18 protein-coding genes are annotated in these 19,438 nt (G+C 71.0%); 10 read left to right on the forward strand and 8 right to left on the reverse strand.

Translation table 11 applies throughout. The annotated features are described in order from the left end of the window. Positions 1-4,455: DUF6531 domain-containing protein (locus tag ABZU76_RS45585; protein ID WP_354882866.1), on the forward strand; the 4,455-nt coding region annotated here is incomplete at its 5' end. Between the two features lie 44 nt (positions 4,456-4,499). Further along, entirely contained in the window at positions 4,500-5,045 is a 546-nt protein-coding gene (locus ABZU76_RS45590; RefSeq protein ID WP_354882868.1) for a type VII secretion system-associated protein, read from the forward strand. 9 nt (positions 5,046-5,054) lie between these two features. Here ABZU76_RS45590 and ABZU76_RS45595 read toward each other — a convergent pair whose 3' ends face one another. After that, positions 5,055-5,906, reverse strand: coding sequence for a sigma-70 family RNA polymerase sigma factor (locus ABZU76_RS45595; protein WP_354883034.1), 852 nt, complete (start codon positions 5,904-5,906; stop codon positions 5,055-5,057). A 64-nt stretch (positions 5,907-5,970) separates the two neighbouring features. Here ABZU76_RS45595 and ABZU76_RS45600 point away from each other — a divergent pair, with 64 nt between their 5' ends. Continuing rightward, positions 5,971-6,444, forward strand: a complete 474-nt coding sequence (locus tag ABZU76_RS45600) for a nuclear transport factor 2 family protein (protein ID WP_354882871.1) — start codon at positions 5,971-5,973, stop codon at positions 6,442-6,444. On the opposite strand, the gene ABZU76_RS45605 is transcribed toward ABZU76_RS45600, so the two are convergent. Continuing rightward, positions 6,436-6,849 (reverse strand): hypothetical protein, encoded by a 414-nt coding sequence (locus tag ABZU76_RS45605; protein ID WP_354883037.1) that lies wholly within the window; start codon positions 6,847-6,849, stop codon positions 6,436-6,438. The two genes, ABZU76_RS45600 and ABZU76_RS45605, sit on opposite strands and share 9 nt — an antisense overlap. A 215-nt stretch (positions 6,850-7,064) precedes the next feature. Here ABZU76_RS45605 and wrbA point away from each other — a divergent pair, with 215 nt between their 5' ends. Then, positions 7,065-7,715: an NAD(P)H:quinone oxidoreductase gene (wrbA, locus tag ABZU76_RS45610; RefSeq protein WP_354882874.1), complete on the forward strand. Its 651-nt coding sequence runs from the start codon at positions 7,065-7,067 to the stop codon at positions 7,713-7,715. 16 nt (positions 7,716-7,731) lie between these two features. Here the strand turns inward: wrbA and ABZU76_RS45615 are convergent, their stop codons facing one another. Beyond that, positions 7,732-9,090 (reverse strand): MFS transporter, encoded by a 1,359-nt coding sequence (locus tag ABZU76_RS45615; protein WP_354882877.1) that lies wholly within the window; start codon positions 9,088-9,090, stop codon positions 7,732-7,734. Next, on the reverse strand, positions 9,056-9,880 hold the full coding sequence (locus ABZU76_RS45620; protein ID WP_354882880.1) for a MurR/RpiR family transcriptional regulator: 825 nt from the start codon (positions 9,878-9,880) through the stop codon (positions 9,056-9,058). The genes ABZU76_RS45615 and ABZU76_RS45620 overlap by 35 nt, the downstream gene beginning before the upstream one ends. 82 nt (positions 9,881-9,962) lie before the next feature. Between ABZU76_RS45620 and ABZU76_RS45625 the strand changes: the two genes are divergently transcribed. Together ABZU76_RS45625 and ABZU76_RS45630 are read left to right on the forward strand one after the other, a co-directional pair. Then, entirely contained in the window at positions 9,963-11,414 is a 1,452-nt protein-coding gene (locus tag ABZU76_RS45625; protein ID WP_354882883.1) for an aromatic amino acid ammonia-lyase, read from the forward strand. A gap of 275 nt (positions 11,415-11,689) precedes the next feature. Beyond that, entirely contained in the window at positions 11,690-12,829 is a 1,140-nt protein-coding gene (locus ABZU76_RS45630) for a hypothetical protein (RefSeq protein WP_354882886.1), read from the forward strand. 3 nt (positions 12,830-12,832) lie between these two features. Here the strand turns inward: ABZU76_RS45630 and ABZU76_RS45635 are convergent, their stop codons facing one another. After that, entirely contained in the window at positions 12,833-13,882 is a 1,050-nt protein-coding gene (locus tag ABZU76_RS45635) for a class I SAM-dependent methyltransferase (RefSeq protein ID WP_354882889.1), read from the reverse strand. A gap of 52 nt (positions 13,883-13,934) precedes the next feature. Continuing rightward, positions 13,935-14,693, reverse strand: coding sequence for an IclR family transcriptional regulator (locus tag ABZU76_RS45640; protein WP_354882892.1), 759 nt, complete (start codon positions 14,691-14,693; stop codon positions 13,935-13,937). 151 nt (positions 14,694-14,844) lie between these two features. Between ABZU76_RS45640 and ABZU76_RS45645 the strand changes: the two genes are divergently transcribed. Next, positions 14,845-15,555, forward strand: a complete 711-nt coding sequence (locus ABZU76_RS45645) for a CoA transferase subunit A (RefSeq protein WP_354882895.1) — start codon at positions 14,845-14,847, stop codon at positions 15,553-15,555. Continuing rightward, on the forward strand, positions 15,552-16,178 hold the full coding sequence (locus ABZU76_RS45650; protein WP_354882898.1) for a 3-oxoacid CoA-transferase subunit B: 627 nt from the start codon (positions 15,552-15,554) through the stop codon (positions 16,176-16,178). Before ABZU76_RS45645 ends, ABZU76_RS45650 begins: the two co-directional genes overlap by 4 nt. Positions 16,179-16,239: 61 nt before the next feature. On the opposite strand, the gene ABZU76_RS45655 is transcribed toward ABZU76_RS45650, so the two are convergent. Next, entirely contained in the window at positions 16,240-17,244 is a 1,005-nt protein-coding gene (locus tag ABZU76_RS45655; RefSeq protein ID WP_354882901.1) for a YdcF family protein, read from the reverse strand. 116 nt (positions 17,245-17,360) lie between these two features. Here ABZU76_RS45655 and ABZU76_RS45660 point away from each other — a divergent pair, with 116 nt between their 5' ends. Next, on the forward strand, positions 17,361-17,726 hold the full coding sequence (locus ABZU76_RS45660) for a glyoxalase (protein WP_354882904.1): 366 nt from the start codon (positions 17,361-17,363) through the stop codon (positions 17,724-17,726). Then, on the forward strand, positions 17,726-18,304 hold the full coding sequence (locus ABZU76_RS45665; RefSeq protein WP_354882907.1) for a DUF6518 family protein: 579 nt from the start codon (positions 17,726-17,728) through the stop codon (positions 18,302-18,304). Before ABZU76_RS45660 ends, ABZU76_RS45665 begins: the two co-directional genes overlap by 1 nt. Here ABZU76_RS45665 and ABZU76_RS45670 read toward each other — a convergent pair. Continuing rightward, positions 18,265-19,419, reverse strand: a complete 1,155-nt coding sequence (locus ABZU76_RS45670) for a TetR/AcrR family transcriptional regulator (protein ID WP_354882910.1) — start codon at positions 19,417-19,419, stop codon at positions 18,265-18,267. The genes ABZU76_RS45665 and ABZU76_RS45670 overlap by 40 nt on opposite strands. Positions 19,420-19,438 lie beyond the last annotated feature (19 nt).

Genomic DNA, 19,438 nt, shown 5'->3' on the forward strand with positions numbered 1-19,438 from the left:
GCGTCGCAGATCACCGGCCTGGTCACCAAGCTGGTCAAGGCGCTCAAGGCGCTGGTGCCGTTGCTGAAGAAGGCCGGGACGCTGTTCGAGGACGCCGGGAAGGCGTTCAAGGGTCTCAAGGGCGGCAAGGTCACCCCGCCGCCGAAGACGAAGGACCTCTCGGGCACCCCGAAGGCGCCGCCGGTGAAAACCCCCGGCGGCGACGGCGGCGGCACGCCCAAGGGCGGCGGCTACGAGGGCACGCCGAAGGACTACACCCCACCCCCGGGCAAGTCCGGTGCGGACGACTCCACGAAGAGCTCCGGCTACGAGGGCACGCCCAAGGACTACACGCCGCCCCCGGGTAAATCGAGCGGCGACGACAGCACGTCGGCCTCGGGCTACAGCGGCGACGCCAAGGACTACACCCCGCCGCCGGCGTCGAAGGGTGGCGACGACTCCACCCACGCATCGAGCTCGGGCGGCGGTGGCTCCTCCGGAAGTGGTGGTGGCACTCCGCCGCCGGTAAAAAGCGACCCGCCCCCGCTCAAGACCGATCCGGACCCGGTGCCGGCGGGCGCCGGCGGTGGCGGCACCCCGAAGGGCGGCACTCCCAAGAGCGCCCCGCCCTCGAACAAACCGGACAACCCGCGCGACACCTCGGTCGACAAGGACAGCCGCGTCTGCGCGTCGGACCCCGTCGACGTCGCCACGGGCGAGATGATCCTCGACCAGACCGATCTGGTGCTGCCGCTGGACCTCGAGCTCTCGCTCGAGCGCACGCACGTCTCCTCGTACCGCGCAGGGCGGTGGTTCGGCCGCTCCTGGGCGTCCACAGTGGACCAGCGCCTGGAGGTCGACGACGAGGACGTCTGCTACTTCTCGCCCGACGGCATGGTGCTCGTGTACCGGCTGCCGGCGCCGGGCGCCACCGGCCTGCCGGTGGAGGGACCGCGGCTGCCGCTGACCCGGCGGCTCGACGGCGGCTACGTGCTGGAAGAACCGTTGCGTGGCACCAGTCTCCGCTTCGACCCGGTGGTGGGAGAAGCTCCCGGCGTGCTGCCGCTCACGGCGGTGGCCGGGGCCGGGCAGCGCTTCGACGTCGACTACGACCGGACGGGGCGCCCGGCACGGATCCGCCACTCCGACGGGTACGAGGTCGCCTTCACCGTGACCCGCGACCGGATCACGGCGATGTCGGTCGTGAACCCCGCCTCGGGTGAGAGCGTGCTGGTCACCCGCTACGGCTACGACACCGACGGCCGGCTCACGCAGGTCGTGAACTCCTCGGGCCGCCCGATGCTGTTCGACTACGACACCCAGGGCCGCGTCACGGGCTGGCAGGACCGCACCGGCACCTGGTACCGCTACGTTTACGACGCGGCCGGCCGGTGCGTGAGGACGGTGGGGGACAAGGGTTTCCGCGACGGCACCTTCGCCTACGACCGCGAGCGCCTCGTCACCGTCTACTCCGACTCGCTCGGCCACCGCACCGAGTACCACCTCAACGAGGCCAACCAGGTCGTGCGGGAGGTCGACGCGGCGGGCCACGCCACGGAGTCCACTTGGGACCGTTACGACCGGTTGCTCATGCGCAGCGACAAGCTCGGGCGCACCACGTCCTTCGAGTACGACGACGCCGGCGCGCTGAGCCGCGTGGTCCGGCCCGACGGCAGCGTCGTGCAGGTCGCGTTGCGCGGCGGACTCGTCGCGGCCATCGCCGTTCGCGACGGCGAGCGCACCTGGACCCGCACGTACGACGAGCCGCTCGACCCGTTCTCGGCGCGCCTCGGCGTGGCGGGGGAGTTCCGTCCCGAGGGTGTCGGCAGCGCGGCCGTGCTGCCCGACGCGGTCGCGGAGGCCGAGCGGACCACGAAGGGCTACGTCCCCGACCTGTTCGGCCGGCCGGCGCTCGTCGACACCCCCGGCGGGCAGGTGCGGCTCGACTGGACGGTCGAGGGCCTGCGGGCCGCGCGCACCGGCCCCGCCGGCGGGCGCGAGCAGTGGTCGTACGACGGCGAAGGCAACGACGTCGCCCACGTCAGCGAGACCGGCGCCGTCACGCGGCGCGAGTACGGCCCGTTCGACGTGGTCGTGGCCGAGGTCGATGAGGCGGGCGGGCGCACGACGTACGCGTACGACACCGAGTTGCGCCTGCTGGCGGTGACCAACCCACTCGGCCTGACCTGGCGCTACGTCTACGACCACGCGGGCCGCGTCACCGAAGAGCGCGATTTCGACGGCCGCACGCTGCGGTTCGAGTACGACGCCGCCGGACAGCTCACCCGCGCGTTCAACGGCCTCGGCGAGCTCACCGAGCTCACCTACGACACGCTGGGCAACGTCGTCGCGCGTCGCGCGCACCACGGGCTCACCACGTACTCCTACGACCCGGTCGGGCGGCTCCGCCGCGCGGAGAACGCCGACGCGGTCATCGAGTACGAACGCGACGACCGGGGTCGCGTCATCGCCCAGACGACCAACGGCCGCACCACCACGTTCTCCTACGCGCCGGACGGCACCCGGGTCACCCGGCGCACACCGTCCGGAGTGGACAGTTCGTGGTCCTTCGGCGAGAGGGGCGCTCCGGTCGGCCTCGCCGGCGGGGGACACGTGCTCGCCTTCGACCGCGACCCGGCGGGCAAGGAGACGGGCCGTTCGCTCGACGGCACGGTCGTGCTGACCCAGGCGTACGACGCCGAGCAGCGCCTCACCGTGCAGGAGGGCCCGAGCCTGCGCCGGCGCTACGACTACCGGGCCGACGGCCACCTCGTCCGCACCTCCGACAGCCTCTCCGGCACCGCGGACTTCCGGCTCGACCCGGCCGGCCGCGTCGTCGAAGCGATCGCGGCCGACCGGCGCGAGGGCTTCCGCTACGACGTGGCGGGCAACATCGTCTTCAGCGGCGTGGCGGGACAGGCGGCGCCCGAAAGCGGCCCGCGGGCCTACCTGGGCAACACCCTCACCTCGGCGGGCGCGATCTCCTACCGCCACGACGCACAGGGCCGGGTCGTCCAGCGCCGCGTCGGCGAGCTCGTGTGGAGCTACGGCTGGGACGGTCAGGACCGCCTGACGGGCGTGACCACCCCCGACGGCTCGCGGTGGCGCTACCGCTACGACCCCGTCGGCCGGCGCATCGCGAAGCAGCGGTTCGGGCCGGGCGGCGAGATCGCCGAACAGGTCGAGTTCGTGTGGGACGGCGGGAAACTCGTCGAGGAGTCGCACCGGCTCGCCGACGGGACCACCCGCGTGCGCACGTGGGACTACGACCCGGACACCGACGCGCCGGTGGCCCAGCACGAGAGCACCGGCGGCGTCCGGTTGTTCCACACCATCGTGACCGACCCCGTCGGACGGCCCGCCGAGCTGCTCGACGCCGAGGGCCGGCCGGTCTGGTCGGGCCGCACCACGGTGTGGGGCCGCGACCTGCCGGGCAACGGTGGCGCGACGGCCACCCCGCTGCGTTTCCCCGGCCAGTACCTCGACGCGGAAACCGGGCTGCACTACAACCTCTACCGCTACTACGACCCCGCTTCGGGCCGCTACGTCAGCCAGGACCCGCTGGGCCTCGCGCCCGCGCCCAACCCGGCGGCGTACGTGAGCAACCCGCTCCGCATCGCCGACCCGCTGGGGCTGGCACCGACGAGCTGCAAGTCGGGAGGAGGCACCGGCACCACGTCGAGCCGGGCGGGCAGCACGGATGAACCCGCCCACGTCGGCGACACCGGCAGCACGCCGAACCCGTCGCGCGAGCCGTCGCCGGAGCCCGGACCGTCGCACAGTTCCGACGGTGCGACCCCGCCACGCACCGAGCAGGAAATCGTGGACGGGAAGAAGCACCAGGCCGACCCGGACTTTTCGCACAACCCGCAAAATCCCCAAGGCTGGGTTTTCCACGGGTCAGGCACGAAACCGGAGGTCATTTTCAAGGACGGCCTCACGTCCGACGCGTTTCGCAACACCATGCCGACCAAGGGCCCCAACTACGACATCGCCAATCACCAGCACCAGTCGTGGAAATCCGGGAGTGGGTACGTCTCCACCTCGGGCGACTACGAGAGCGGCATGCAGTTCGTGCCGCCCAAGACCGGCGCCGATCCCCTCGTCGAAACGACAAAAACCGGCTTCTGGGGAAAGACCGACAACAAGACGTTCTTCAACCACGAAGGCTACGTGTACCAGATCGAAAACAAGCCTGGCACGATGGTCCACCTGCCTTCGCACCCGGACCGGTTGCCGCATTTCGACAACCAGAACGAGTGGGCCGCGATCGACCACATCCCGGGCTCGCAGATCTCCGGTGCCTGGAAGATCGACGGTCACTACAATGTGGTGCCCGGCGCGCCCGGCGGGCATCCGAACATCGTCTATCCGAATGACCCGAAGGCCTGGCCCCCACTCTCATTCATCGAGAACGAGAACTTCGTGCCGACGCCGCCGCCCAAGGGCGGTCCTCCCGTGCCGCCCAAGGACTGAGCACACCGAGCTAGCCTGAGCCTGACGACGGATCGGAGAAAGTTGTGGATACCACCCCGGAACCGCTGCCACCGGGCCTGCGCGAGCGCGCGCGGCAGTCGCCGGACAGCTGGCTCTACGTGGTGGACCCCGCCATGGAGGGGGCCGACGACGTGCCGGGTGCCGCGATCGCCGGCGCCTACCGGGTCGACGAACGCGGTGAGGTCGCCAGTGACTTCATCCCCAACCCGGAATACCGCCCGAGCACGCTGGCGCTGGGCATTCCCCGGCCCACCAACGAGCTCGAGGCCGCGCTGCAGGCGGTCATCACCGGCACCGGCGACAACTCGGGTGTCCACTCGGCACTGGTCGACGCCACGGTCTACGTGGTGACCGAACCGGACCGCCCGGTGGTCGCGACGCCGTACGAGGACGGTGAGGTCGTGCCGGCCTACACCTCCGAGGGTTATCTGCCCGAATCCCAGCCCGGCCAGGAGTTCCGCGCGGTGGCGGTGCGCGAGCTCGCGGCCGAGCTGGCGACGCGGGACCTGCTGCTCAACCCGGGCAGCGCGCTCAACGTGCGGGTGCCCGGCGCCACCTTGGCCGGCTGAGTTCGGGGGTCACAGGCCCAACAGGGCGAGCCGCGCCGGGTCGGCGAGGATGTTGATCTCGACGATCCGACCGGAGCGCACCGTCGGGCAGAACACGGCCCGCGGCGTGCCGTCGAGGATCGCGAGCAGGCCGGGCGCACCGTTCACGAGCACGGGCCGGCTTTCGGCACCGAGCTGCTCGAACAGCACCGCCTGGCTCGCCACCTGGGCGGCACCGCGGATGAGCCGTGAGCCGCCGGTGACACCGGCGTCGGCGCGGAGCACCACGTCCGGGTCGAGCACGGCGAGCAGCGCGTCGAAGTCACCCGAGCGGGAGGCGGCCAGGAACGCGTCGAGGACCTCGCGCTGCGCGGCGACGCCGGCGTCGGGCAGCGCGGCGCCCCGGACCCGGCGGCGGGCACGGCTGGCCAGCTGCGCGGCGGTGGTGGGGGTGCGGTCGACGATCGGCGCGATCTCGGCGAAGGGCACGCCGAACAGGTCGTGCAGCACGAACGCGAGCCGTTCGGCCGGCGACAACGTCTCCAGCACCACGAGCAGCGCGAGCCCGACCGAGTCGGCGAGCACCGCCTGCTCGGCGGGGTCCGGGTCGGCGACGATCGTGTCCGGCACGTGCGTCTCCAGCGGCTCCTCGCGACGGGACTTGCGCGAGCGCAGCACGTCGAGGCACACGCGGCTGACGACCGTGGTCAGCCAGCCGCCGAGGTTCGCCACGCCGCCCGTGTCGGCGCGCGAAAGCCGCAGCCAGGCCTCCTGAACGGCGTCCTCGGCCTCGGTCACCGAGCCCAGCATCCGATAGGCGACCCCGCGAAGGTGGTCGCGGTGCGCTTCGAACTGCTCAACCAGAACTGCGTCCACTGTCAGGTTCCTCCGTCGTGGTCCGTCAGAGGGTTGACGGACCACGGACGAAGGATGTGACAGGAGAACCATGACCGACTTCCAGGCCATCGCCGACCGCGTCGAGCTCGGCGCGCTGTGCGCGGAGTTCACCGACGCCGGGATGATGCGCGACTTCGACCGCCTCGCCTCGCTCTTCGACGAGGACGGCATCTGGCGCATTCCCGAGGCCGGCATCGAGCTCGCCGGCCGGGACGGGATCCGCCGCGGGATCGAGCGCTCGCGGCAGCTGTGGGAGTACTTCCTGCAGACCGTGCACCCGGGCTCGATCCGCCTCGACGGCGACACCGCCACCGGACGCGCGTACATCGTGGAGTTCGGGCGGCTGCGCGACGGCAGTTCGCACCTCAACCACTCCGTGTACCACGACAGCTACCGGCGCACAGCCGACGGCTGGAAGTTCACCGAGCGCTCGTACGAGATGCACTACGTCGACAGCACCCCGCTCACGGGCAAGGCCTCACCCGCGCTGGGTGAGGTCTTGCCCGGGTCACTCTCAGACTGAAGTTTCGGGTTCCGAGGAGTGGGCGATCACGGCCCAGATCACGAGGACGTCGAGCGCGATCACGATCAGCCCCCACGCCGGGGCGGCCGAGAGGAACGCGAGCATCGCCAGCGCGTTGAACCCGGCGAGCACCACCACGACGACCTTGGCCCAGCCGGCGCCGCTGAACAGGGCGGCGCCGGCGGCGGCCGCGAGCGCGCCGACGATGAGGTGCAGCCAGCCCCAGCCGGTGAGGTTCAGCACGAGGTAGCCGCCCGGCGCGGCCACGTAGTAGTTGTTCTTGAACAGCGCCACGAGCCCGATGATGATGTTGAAGAAGCCGGCGAGCATCGCGATCGTGGCCGCGAACGCGGTCCACCCGTTCGCCGCGCGCGGTTCGGCGAAGCCCGGCCGCGCCGAGTCCATCGCCCGCGGGTCACTTCCCTGCATCCGGATGTAGTCAGACATAGCGGTGCCTCTCGTCGGTTTCCCGTCGCCCCACGGTGGACCGGCCGCGCACGGGAGTCCTCGCCCGTGCGGGATGAGGTGGGCGTCCCGTTGGTTAGTTTCGATCAATGTTTCGAATGAAACTGTATCTAATGATACGATCTGGCTTGCCGGAACAGCGAGGGGAGCGGGTCATGTCCGAAGGGCGCTGCAGGATCGCCGTCGTCTACTACTCCGCGACCGGGACCGTGTTCACGCTGGCGGAGGCCGTGCGCGAAGGTGCGGTGGCGGCGGGCGCCGAGGTGCGGCTGCGGCGCGTCGAGGAGATCGCGCCGGCGAGCGCGATCGCCCGCAACCGCGACTGGCGTGAGCACCTGGCCGCGACCGGGCACGTTCCCGTTGCCGCACACGAAGATCTGCTCTGGGCCGACGGGATCGTGTTCGGCACTCCCGCGCGGTTCGGCAACGTCGCCAGCCAGCTCAAGCAGTTCTTCGACACGCTGACGGGGCTGTGGGCGCGTGACCTGCTCGTGGACAAGGTCTACAGCGGGTTCACCTCGAGCGCCTCGGCCCACGGCGGGCAGGAGACGACGTTGCTCGCGCTGTACAACTCCGTTTACCACTTCGGTGGCGTGCTTGTGCCGCCCGGTTTCAAGGGCCACGCCAACGACTCGGGCGGAAACCCTTACGGCGCAAGCCACATCACGGGCGAGGACGGCTCGATCGCCGTCGACGAACCGGCGCTGGCAGCGGCCCGCGCGCAGGGCCACCGCGTGGCGACGATGGCCGCGGCGTTGAAAACCGGTCTCGCGCAGCCCCGGCTCACGGCCGAGGCTGCGCGGTAGGTCCGTCCGCGGTAGGTCAGTCCATCGTCGAGTTCTTCGTCTCCGGCGCCCACAGCAGCGAGACGACCAGGCCGCCTGCCAGCACCAGCGTGAGGATCAGCATGGTGGGGGAGAAGCCGATGCCGTCCAGCGCCAGGGGCAGCAGGAAGGTGCCGATGGCCGAGCCGACGCGGCTGAGGCCGTTGAGCAGGCCGACGCCGGAGCTGCGCAGGTCGGTGGGGAACAGCTCCGGCGGGTAGACCTGGTCGAGGTTCACGGCGGCGGACATGGTGAACGTGAAGACCAGGAACAGCGGGAAAACCAACGCGGTGGGCGCGTCGGGCCAGATCGCCATCGGCGCCATCGTCGCGATGAGGACCACGAACGACCAGATCGTGAGCCCGCGCCGCGACATCTTCGCCACCAGCCACAGACCGCCGAGACTGCCGGCGAGCAGGAACAGGTTCAGCAGGCCGTCGCTGGTCGTGTCCTCCTCGCCGACGCCCATCTTCAGCAGGACCAGCGGCAGGAACGTGTAGATGGCGAAGTACGGCACCACCTGGGCGTTGTAGAAGATCGTGCCGAACGCCGTGTTGCGCCAGTACTTCTTGCCGAACAGCTCGCGGTAGCGCACGCGCCGCGCCGAGACGTGGTTGCGCACGAGGTCTTCGAACGCCTCGACGTCGCCGCGCAGCCGCTCGACGACCGCCCGCGCCTGGTCGACGCGGCCCTGCGACAGCAGCCACCGTGGTGACTCCGGCACGCCGATGCGCAGCAGCACCACGGCGATCGCGGGGATGCTGCTCGACGCGAGCAACCAGCGCCACGACTCGCCACCGAGGCTCACGACGTAGTTGCCGAGGAAGAACGCCGCGACATAACCGACCGTCCACAGCACGGTGAGCGAAGCCAGCAGCCCGCCGCGGTACTTGCGGGGCACGAACTCCGCGACGAGTGTCGGCCCGAGCGCGTAGTCGGCGCCGATGCCGATGCCGATCAACAGTCTCAGGATGAACAGCTGCGTCGGGCTGGTCACGAAGAACTCGGCGGCCGACGCCACAGCGATCAGCAGGAAGTCCACTGTGTACAGTCGCTGGCGGCCGATCTTGTCCGCCGCCCACCCGACGACGATGCTGCCGAGGAAGATCCCGATCAGCGCCGACGCGCCGAGCAGCCCCTCCCACACCGTGCCGAATCCGAGCTGCGCCGCGATCAACGGCAGGGCGATGCTGATGATGCCGAGCTCGTAGCCGTCGGAGTAGTTGGCGCAGAAGGTCAGCGCGGTGATGCGGAGGTGGAAGCGGTTGAGCGGGACGTCGTCGAACGCTGAAGAATTCGACGCTGCCGACCCTCCTCCCTCTTTACTCGGGGAGGAAGAGGTCTTGCTCTGCGGCATAGTCTTCGAAGCCTTCCAGTCGTTGCCGGGCCAGGGCGCCGGCCGCGTCGGCCATCGCCTCGACGAGCGCCACGGTCAGGGAGGTGACCGCGGCGTGGGAGTCGAACACGAACTCGGAGGCGACGCCCGCGTGCAGCACGTCGTCGGCGAGCGGGGTGAGCGCCGAGACGGGCCGGTCCGTGATCAGGAGCGTGCGCAGGCCCAGTGCGCGAGCCTGCTCGAGGGCCGCGGCGCTTTCCCGGGGGTAGCGGGGGAGCGCGACGAGGACGAGCGTCCGGGCACCACACCGGTGGGCGTGGCGCAGGGCGTCGCCGAAGACGCTGCCGGGGTCCGTGAGCAGGCGGACGTCCGGGTGGATCTTGGTGGCGAGATAAGCGAACGACGCGGCCTGCGCGGCTGAGACGCGGTAGCCGGCGACGACGAGCGGCACGGAGTCCATGAGGCTCGCGGCGATCGTTCTGAGGCGGGTGTCGTCGGCCAGCTGCGCGCGCAGGGCGGTGAGGTTGCGCAGGTCGGCGTCGATGGCGTCCTGGAACTTGTTGCCGCCGCACTCGGGCTCGGGCTCGGCCGCGGCCTCGCGCAGGTAGCGGCGGAACCCGGCGTAGCCGTCGAAGCCGAGCAGCGCGACGAACCGCGTGACCGACGGCTGGCTGACCTGCGCGTACTCCGCGAGCTCGCCGCTGGTGAGCGCCGCCGCCTCCGCGGCGTGGTCGGTGAGGTAGCTGGCGATGCGCCGCTGCGCCGGGGTCAGCCGGTGGGCGGTGAGCAGCTCGTGCAGCGACCGGGACAACCCGGGCCTCCTTGCCAGCGGAGCGAATGAATAGTTTCATGTCACCATAGGAATGAATGAAAGCTTGTCAAGAGGGGTGGCGATGACCGACTCCAGCCGCATCGAGATCAGCGGGTCCGGCCTCCGCTGCGCCGACGTGGTCCGCGTGGCTCGTCGCAGCGCGTGGACGGAGCTGGCGCCCGAAGCCGTGACCGGCGCCGCGGCGAGCTACGAGCTGGCGGTGGAGCTGGGCGCCAAGCGCGCGGTCTACGGCCGCACGACCGGCGTCGGCGCGAACCGGCACACGGTCGTCGACCCGGAATCGGCTGACCACCACGGGTTGCGCTTGCTGCGCAGCCACGCCGGCGGGACGGGCGAGCCGCTGGCGGACGAGGTCGTGCGCGCCGTGATGGCGGTCCGGCTCAACCAGCTGGCGGCCGGCGGCAGCGGCGTGCACCCGCGGCTGCTGCGTGCTTTGGAGACGGCGTTGCGGGTCGGGGCTCTGCCCCTGGTGCACTCACGCGGCGCCATTGGCACCGGCGACCTGACCGCGTTGGCCGAGGTCGCCCTGACGCTGGCCGGCGAGCTCCCGTGGGCCGCCGGCGACCTCGACCCGCTGCCGATCAGCCCCGGCGACGCGCTCGCGTTCATCTCCAGCAACGCCGCCACTCTCGCCGAGGCCGTCCTGGCCTGGCACGACCTGCGCCGCCTGCTGTCCGCGTCCCACGTGGTGACGGCTCTGACCTTCTGCGCTCTCGGCGGCTCCGCCGAGGCCTATTCGGCGCGCGTCCACGCCGCTCGCCCCCATCCCGGCGCCGTGTTCTGCGCCGCCGAACTCCGCCGGCTGCTGTTCGAGGGCGACGAGGTCGTGGAGGGCCGCCGGCTGCAGGACCCGTTCGGCCTGCGCGCTTTCCCCCAGGTCCAGGGCCCGGCCCTCGACGCGGCCGCCTCGGTGGAGCGGGTCCTGGACATCGACATCAACGCCGCGGCCGAGAACCCGCTGATCGACGTGGAAACCCAGCAGGCCTACCACCACGGCCAGTTCTCGACGGCTCACGTCGCACTGGCTTTCGACCACCTGCGCGCCGCTCTGCACCACGTCGCCGAGCTGTCCACCGCCCGCCTCGGCGACCTGGTCGAGCCGGATCTCAGCGGCTTGCCCCCTTTTCTCGCCCAGGGCCCCGCCGGAAGCTCCGGAATCATGATCCTGGAATACGTCGCCCACGACGCCCTGGGCACCCTCCGCCACGCCGCGTCCCCCGTGACGCTCGGCACCGCGGTCATCTCCCGCGGCCTCGAGGACCACGCGAGCTTCTCCACGCACGCCGTTCGCAGCACGGTCGCCGCGACCGCCGCCTACCGCACCGTCCTGGCCTGCGAACTCCTCGCCGCCGTGCGCGCCCTGCGCCTCTCCGGGGTCGCCCTGCCGAACACCCCGCTGCGCGAAGCCTTCCGCCTCGCGGAGGGCACCCTGCCCTATCTCGCGGAGGACCACCCGCTGAGCGCCGAGATCAGCCTGGCGGAACGGTTGCTGGACCGGCTCGCTGTGCTGTGATGTTTCGCCTCCTGGACGGGATTCCCGTCGCGGGTTGGCACGGGGGCCGGTTCATGCCCGAACGTCATCGCCGGTAGCGGCGTTCTTGAGATGACCTGAGGCGCTGGTTAGCCTGGCCGCACCCGAGTCACGTGGGCGGCCCGTCGGTGTTCGCGGTGCGGCGTTCTTGGGACTGGAACGTCGAGGACAAGCGCGGTACCGCGGAGGACGAGCATGGAACTGCAGCCAAGGCGACAGGCGTGCGGGCTCGTGACCGACGGAGGGTACGGCTCACGGTGAGCGGCAGAGCGGAAGGCGCCGACCGAACAGCGACCACGGAACCGACACCCCACCCCACGATCACCCGTCGCGAACGGCACCGCCGAACCGACCCGACCGGGCCCGGCACCTCGCGCTGGGCGCGGCAGCCCGGGCTCGGTGTGGCGGGTCTCCTGCCGGTGGTCGTGGTGGCGGTGCTGATCGCCGCCGGGGCTGGGGGTGCGGAGCCGTCGTTGCTGGTGTTGGCGCCGATCGTGACGTTCGCGTTGCCGGTCGTCTCGATGATCGCGTTCTGGTGGGAGGACTGGCCGGGCACGCGGCTCGGGCCGGACTGGGCCGGGTGGGCGGACCTGGCGCTCATCGCGGTGGGCGGGATCGCGCTCACGTTCTTCGGCGAGGCCGTGGTGGGCCACCTGTCGTTCGCCGCGATCTTCGACCCGACGCCGGAGAACCTCGAGCTGAGCACGTTCCCCGTGACGCTGCCGCTCGCGGGCGCGGCGTTCGTGGTGATGCTCGAGCTGACGCTGGTGAGCGAACACTGGCCGCTGCGGCTGTGGCTCAAGCCCATCCCGGGCGGGATCTGCGCGGTGGTGCTGTCGTGGGCGATCTCGATCCTGCTCTACGTATTGCTGCTCGGCGGAACCCCGTTCAAGGGCGGCGGCCACGGCCTGCTCGACCCCGGCGTGTTCGGCGCGGTGCTCACGTTCATCGGCGTGTGGCAGGTGCTGCTGTTCGTGATGTGGCGCGGCTGGCCGTTCCACCACCTGCGAACGCAGTGGGTGCGGTTCGTCTGCGCGAACGTCGCGACCATCGGCGCCGGCATCCTCACCTACGTGGTCCTGCAGGGCTTGCCCGTCCCGACGTTGTCCGCGCTCGCCGGCGACTTCGTGGCCGCGGGGCTCGTCGTCGGCATGCTCTTCGAAGACGCCCTGCCGGCGCGCTGGCCCGCGTGGCTCGAACGAACCGTGTCCTTGCTGCTGACGCTGGCCCTCGCCGCGGTGCTGCACGTGGTCCTGCTGGCGCTGGCCGAAGAGCTGCACTGGAACCGCGGCACGCCGATCGGCTGGGTCGGCCACGTCACCCTCAACGCCATCGGGGTGTCGGTGATCCTGCACGTCGCGATCGGCCGCCGCTGGCCGCTCGCGCGCAAGAACTGAGGGCTACGCGGGTTTGCGCGCGACGTAGTAGAGGTCCATCACGTCGTCGGGACGCTTGCCGGTGGTCACGTCGGTGAAGCCCGCCTTCGCGAGGCGGGCCAGCGCGTCCTGCTCGCCCCACATCGTGCCGAGGCCGACGCCGCCTTGGCCTAGGGAGACGCTCATGCAGTAGAAGACGGAGAACGTGTACAACGCGGGCGCGAGCGGGTGCGCGATGTTGTCCTCGAGCCGCGTCGAGCACGCGGTGTCCTGCATGAGGTAGGTGCCGCCGGGGCGCAGCACGCGGTGGATGGCCGCGAGGACGTCGTCGGGCGCCGCGGAGTCGTGGATCACGTCGAAGGTGGTGACGAGGTCGTACTCGCCTTCGAGACCGGTGGCGTCGGAGACGGCGAACGACGCGTTCGTCAGCCCCCAGGCCCGCGCTTCTTCCCGCGCGGCGGCGATGCCGGCTTCGGAGACGTCTACGCCGGTGAAGGTGCTCGCGGGGAACGCGCGCGCCAGGAGGTTGACGGCGTGGCCCTGGCCGGTGCCGACGTCGAGCGCCGCGATCCCGCGGGTCAGCCGCTCTGCCAGGCCGGGCGCGAGCGGCAGGACGGTGGTGAGCAGCTCAGCGTCGAAGGTGCGTGCGGACTCTTCGCCCTGCAGCTTCTGGAACCGCGGGTACGCCGAGTACGGCACGCCGCCGCCGTCCTCGAACGCGGCCACCACCTGCTGCTCGACCTCACCCATCATCGCGAGGTACTGCAGCATCGAGGCCTGGTTGCCCAGGCCCGCGGCGCGGGTGAGCGACGCGGCGTGCTCGGCCGGCAGCGTGTAGCGACGAGTCTCGGGGTCGTAGGAGACGATGCCGCCGACTGTCATCGCGGCGAGCCATTCCCGGACATAGCGCTCGTTCAGGGCGGCGGCCCCGGCGATCTGCTCGCTCGTCGACGGGGCCAGGCCGGCCAGCACGTCGAACAGGCCGGTCTGGTGCCCGACGCTCACCTGCAGGGCCAGGCACGCCTCGTTGAGCATCGTCTTCATGCGCTCGGCGAAGGCCGGTGTCTCGGTCACTGCTGCGCTCCTCTTGATGTGGTCCACTGTGGACGAAAGCCTCGTGTCGAGCCTACGCCGAGGACAGTTTCCGGGTCAGCGCATGGGCTTCACGCAGCAGCAGCGAGCCCAGCTCGGTGAGCCGCTCCGGCGGGAAGCGGAACTGCACGCCCGTCAGCGAAAGCGCCCACGCGGGTGCGCCCGAGCGGCCGAACACCGCGGCCGCCAACCCCCAGCTTCCCTCGACCACGAGGCCCGGGTTGAGCGAATAGCCCGTCTCGCGGGTGCGCGCGATGCGGGCGCGCAGGTCGTCCGCGCTGTGCGCCGCGCCCCACTTCTGCGTCAGGTCGACGCGGCCGAGGTACTCGTCGATGTCGCGGTCGGGCAGGAAGGACAGCACGACGAGCCCCGCCGAGACGACGCCGAGGGGAAAGCGCGCGCCCTCGTACAGGACGAAGGAGCGGATCGGGAAGCTGCCGTCCTCGCGCAGCAGGCACACGGTTTCGTCGCCCCGGCGGGCGGAGAAGAACGCGCTCTCGCCCGTGGCCTCGGCCAGGCGGTGGACGCTCGCGCGCGCGTGCTCGGTCACGTCGTAGCGCTGGGCGGCGACCTCGCCGAGCAGGTACAGCTCCGGGCCCAGGTGCCACTGCCCGGTGCGCTGGTCACGGTCCACGAACCCCTCGTCGCCCAGCGCGGTGAGCAGTCGGTGCGCGGTCGGGCGGGCCAGACCGGCGGCGCGCGCGACTTCGGTGGTCGTGGAGCCCTGGCCGTGGGACAGCGCGCGCAGCACCGCGGCCGCGCGGCCGACGAGGTGGTCCGGGGCGTTGGCCATGCTCTGCAGCTTACGTTCATCCGTTCGCTGAGTGAACGCCGCTCCCGACCGGCGATCGGCGAGTGAGAGGCCCACGTGAGGGCGTTGACCAGGCACAAACCCATGCTCTTGAGTGGCGCCGTCCGATCATTCAGTGGACGGGAGGAACACCTTGCCGACGATCTATCCCAGCGCCGCCGAAGCACTCGCCGGCGTGCTCACCCACGGCGCGACCCTCGCCGTTGGCGGGTTCGGCCTGAGCGGCAACCCGACGGACCTCATCGAGGCCGTGCGCGACTCCGGCGTGCGCGACCTGACCGTGGTGTCCAACAACATGGGCGTCGACGGCCAGGGCCTCGGGATCCTGCTCGAGAACCGCCAGGTGTCCAAAGTGGTCGCTTCCTACGTCGGTGAGAACAAGCTTTTCGCCCGTCAGTTCCTCGACGGCGAGCTCGACGTGGAGTTGGTCCCGCAAGGCACCCTCGCCGAACGCCTGCGTGCCGGCGGCTCCGGCATTCCCGCGTTCTACACGCCGACGGGCGTCGGCACCCCGGTGGCCGACGGCAAGCCCCACGCCGAGTTCGACGGCCGGACCTACGTGCTCGAACGCGGCATCGTCGCCGACGTGTCGCTGGTCCACGCCCACACGGCCGACCGCGCCGGCAACCTCACGTACCGCTTGGCAGCACGCAACTTCAACCCGCTCGTCGCGGCCTGCGGACGGGTCTGCCTCACCGAAGCGGAGATCCTGCTGGACGACTTCGTCGACCCGGAAAACGTGATGACGCCGGGCGTGTTCGTTCAGCGGCTCGTCCTTGCGAGGCAACGGGAAAAGGTCATCGAGAAACGCACCGTCCGCCCGAAGGAGGTGGCCTGCGCATGAGCTGGACCCGCGACGAAATGGCCGCCATCGCCGCCCGCGAACTGCGCGACGGCGACTACGTGAACCTCGGCATCGGCATCCCGACGCTGGTCGCGAACCACGTGCCCGACGACGTCCACGTCACGCTGCAGAGCGAAAACGGCATCCTCGGCCTGGGCCCGTTCCCGGTCGAGGGCGAGGAGGACGCCGACCTCATCAACGCCGGCAAGCAGACCGTCACCGTGGCCCCGGGCGCGAGCTTCTTCGACTCGGCCACGTCGTTCGCCATGATCCGCGGCGGCCACATCGACCTGGCGCTGCTGGGCGCGTTGCAGGTCGCAGCCAACGGGGACCTCGCCAACTGGAGCGTCCCCGGCACGCTGGTCAAGGGCATGGGCGGCGCGATGGACCTGGTCGCCGGCACGAAACGCGTGGTCGTGCTGACCGATCACGTCACGAAGGACGGCGAGCCGAAGCTGGTGTCGCGCTGCACGCTTCCACTGACCGGCACCGGCGTGGTCGACCGCATCATCACCGACCTCGCCGTCCTCGACATCACCCCGGACGGCCTGCGGCTGGTGGAGGTGGCACCGGGCGAGGACGCGGCCGGCGTTCGGGCGCGGACCGGTGCCCCGGTGGTGTGAGACGTGTCGTCGGCAGATCCATCGCGGCCGATTCCCGGCGCCGACCCGGTGTCGCAGCGGCTCAGAAGGCCAGCGACACCGGGTATGCCGCCGCGAGGAGCACGATCACCACGCCGTTGAGGATCCGGTAGTCGCGCAGGATGCCGATGAACTCGCGGATCGTGGCGCTCGGCACGTAGTACCAGGCGGTGTGGGAGCCGACGACCTGGCCGTTGACCTTGAGGCGCCGCGCCAGCATCGCGGTGCGGAAGGCGTGGAAGTTGTTGGTGATGAGCAGGCAGTGGTAGCCGGGTTTGCGTTCGGTCATGAGCTCGCGGCTGTAGATCAGGTTCTCGCGCGTGGTCGTGGAACGGTCCTCCAGCACGATCTCCTCGCGCGGAATGCCTTGCGCCACCAGGTAATCGGCCATCGCCTCGGCTTCCGGCTGCGTCTCGTCGGCACCTTGACCACCGGACGTCACGAGCGTGGGCGCCGCTCCTCGTGCGACTCCGGCGTCGTACAACGCCCGCCCCCGGTCGAGCCGGCTGGCCAGCAGCGGCGGCACCGCACCGCGGATCAGCCGCGACCCGTGCACCACGATGAAGTCCGCCCCCTTCGGCGGCCGCAGCAGCCCGTACCCCACCGAACACAGCACGAACGCGGCGAACGCGAGGCTGAGATAACCGAGCACAATGGACACACTGATGATCACCACCTCCACCGCGCGCGGCACCGCGTTCTTCCCCAGCACCAGCAACGCGGGCGCGAAGGCGAACATCGCCAGCCCCGCGAGCAGCGACAGCAGGTTCCCGAGCCGCCGCCCCTCGCGGCGCACCATCTGCAGTCCGTTGAGCACCAGGAACGCCGGCAGCAGCACCGCGACCACGAGGAAGAACGCGATCGCCAGCACGCTGCCGTCGACCACGTCGTGCACCGCGGGGATGTCCAGCAGCGCGAAGATCACGCCGATCGCGAGGAACAACAGGCCGGCAAGCAACAACACGCCGTTCAGCAACCGCCGCCGCTCGAAGCGGAAGCTGATCGCGAAGCCGGCGAAGAACGGGATCGACGTGAGCAGGTAGGCCACGCTCCGAAGATAAGGCGATCATGGCCGCGCAGGCGGCCCGAGTGGCTTCCCGTTCGAGTGAACCGGGCGGGTCAGGTCCTCTCCGGCAGAAGGTGCCCCCAGGTAGCCTCGACGCCGTGATCCACCACGTGCAAGTGGCCTGCCCGGCCGGGGCGGAGGACGCGCAGCGCGCCTTCTACACCGGGGTGCTCGGGTGGCCCGAGCTGCCGAAACCGCCGCTGCTTGCCCGGCGCGGCGGCTGCTGGTTCCGTGTGCCCGGGGTCGGTGGGCCGGACGGGGAACTGCACGTCGGCGTCGAACAAGACTTCCGGCCCGCGGCCAAGGCGCACCCGGCCTTCGTGGTCGACGTGGACGCCACGGCGGAGGCGGTGGCGGCCGCCGGGCACCGGGTGGTGTGGGCGGACCCGGCTGAGATCCCCGGCCGGCGCCGGTTCCACACGTTCGACGCGGTGGGCAACCGTCTCGAGTTCCTGGAAGGCTGATGCAGAAAACCGTCGCGTTGGCCGGTGGCGTGGTGCTGGGCGTCGGCACTTACCTGACGCAGCTGACGCCGTTCGGCTGGACGACCAACTCGATCGCGACCTGGTCCGCGCTTGCCTTCCTCGTCGGCTGCGCCGGCGGGCGGCCGTCGTGGCGGGTCGCCGCGGCGGCGGTGGGTTCGCTGCTGCTGGCGCTCGTGGTCTGGTACGGCGTGGCCCAAGCCGTGAACGGCCTGTATTCGGCGGGTGCGCTGGTCACCGCCGCCGTGTGGGCGGTCGGTGCGGTGCTCGCGGGGATCGTCTTCGGCCTCGGCGCGGCGTGGTGGCGGCACCGGCCGGACAGCCGGCCCGGCGCCGTCGGCCTCGCGCTGCTGGTCGCGCTCTTCGCGGTGGACGGGCTGTACCGGCTCGTGGTCCTCGGCTCGCCCGGCGCGGGCGTGACGATGCTGGTCGTGGCCGGGGTACTGCTCACCGTCCTCAGCCGACGCTCGTGGCGGCCCGCCGCGGCCACCCTGCCGCTCGTGGCCCTCGGCGCCGGCGGTTACGCCTTGCTGGGCTTGGTGTTCGGCGGCGTTTCGTAGAACTTCAGGAACATCGCCACCCCGGACTCGATCACGTCGGGCGAACCGGGCTGCACGCACAGCGCGTACAGCTGGCTCACCGCCGCGGCCGGGTCGGGAATCCGGATGCCCGGCAACGCGCGCACCGCGGTTTCGAGCACCCGCCGCAGCTCCGCCGGCACGCGGCCGAGCCACGCCGCGGTGTCGTCGGGGAACCGCTTTGCCTCCGCCTCCAGCACGGAGTGCAGGTTGACCATTGCGGGAGACGTCAGCACGTCGACGCACGCTTCGCACAGCGCGCGCAGATCGAACTCGCCCGACGACAGCTTGCGCGCCGCCGCGACAGCCTCGTCGAGCTGCTCGGTGATAACCGTGCGGAACAGGGCTTCCTTGCTCGTGAAATGGCTGTAGATGGTCACTTTCGACACGCCGGCGCGCTCGGCGATCTCGTCGAGGCTCACGCGGAACCCGTGCTCGGCGAACGCCGCGAAGGCCGCGCGCACCACGGCGTCGCGCTTGCCCTGCTGCGGCGCCGGTTCGGCCACGGCGCCCCGGCGTCCGGCGGTGCCGAACGCGAGCGCGGACATCAGCTCCACCGCGACGTCGTCGCTCAGCCCGCCGCGCAGCACCAGCGAGCGCCAGGTGCTGAAGTCCAGCGCGTGCCGAGCGGTCGCACGAGCCGGCTGGTCTTCGCCCGCGATGTGCGCGATGTCCTCGAGCAGCGCCCGGTACTGCTCCAGCGAGCGCTCGACGACCGGCATGAACCCGGCATCGCGGGTCAGGTTCGCGAGCATGTCGGCGGTCTCGCCGTAGTACGCGTACACGGCGCTGAGGGCTTCCTCGAACCGGCACTGCGGTTCATCGACCTGGCGCCACCGTGCGGGGTCGGGCAGCGGGTGCAGCGACCAGAAGTGCTCGGAGCACGCTGCGAAGAGCTCGTCCTCGGTGGGGAAGTGGCGGTACAGCGTGTTTCGCCGGACGCCGGCGAGCTCGGCGACGGCGGAGATCGTGGTGCGGGCCGGGCCCAGGCTGCCGTGCAGCTGCATCGCGGCCTCGGCGATGCGCGTGCGGGTAACCAGCACGTCGTCGGCGCGCTTGCCGAGGTCGTAGTTGCGCGACCGCACTACCTGAGACATCGCTGTTAGTCCAAATCCT

Origin of the sequence: Amycolatopsis sp. NPDC005232 (assembly GCF_040607795.1) — a bacterium.
Classification (GTDB): domain Bacteria; phylum Actinomycetota; class Actinomycetes; order Mycobacteriales; family Pseudonocardiaceae; genus Amycolatopsis.

What these genes read in the sequence shown, in the direction of transcription:
- ABZU76_RS45600 (WP_354882871.1), top strand. Translation starts at nt 5,971, where the DNA reads ATGACCGACTTCCAGGCCATCGCCGACCGCGTCGAGCTCGGCGCGCTG.
- ABZU76_RS45605 (WP_354883037.1), bottom strand. Translation starts at nt 6,849, where the DNA reads ATGGACTCGGCGCGGCCGGGCTTCGCCGAACCGCGCGCGGCGAACGGG.
- wrbA (WP_354882874.1), top strand. Translation starts at nt 7,065, where the DNA reads ATGTCCGAAGGGCGCTGCAGGATCGCCGTCGTCTACTACTCCGCGACC.
- ABZU76_RS45615 (WP_354882877.1), bottom strand. Translation starts at nt 9,090, where the DNA reads ATGCCGCAGAGCAAGACCTCTTCCTCCCCGAGTAAAGAGGGAGGAGGG.
- ABZU76_RS45625 (WP_354882883.1), top strand. Translation starts at nt 9,963, where the DNA reads ATGACCGACTCCAGCCGCATCGAGATCAGCGGGTCCGGCCTCCGCTGC.
- ABZU76_RS45640 (WP_354882892.1), bottom strand. Translation starts at nt 14,693, where the DNA reads ATGGCCAACGCCCCGGACCACCTCGTCGGCCGCGCGGCCGCGGTGCTG.
- ABZU76_RS45650 (WP_354882898.1), top strand. Translation starts at nt 15,552, where the DNA reads ATGAGCTGGACCCGCGACGAAATGGCCGCCATCGCCGCCCGCGAACTG.
- ABZU76_RS45665 (WP_354882907.1), top strand. Translation starts at nt 17,726, where the DNA reads ATGCAGAAAACCGTCGCGTTGGCCGGTGGCGTGGTGCTGGGCGTCGGC.
- ABZU76_RS45670 (WP_354882910.1), bottom strand. Translation starts at nt 19,419, where the DNA reads ATGTCTCAGGTAGTGCGGTCGCGCAACTACGACCTCGGCAAGCGCGCC.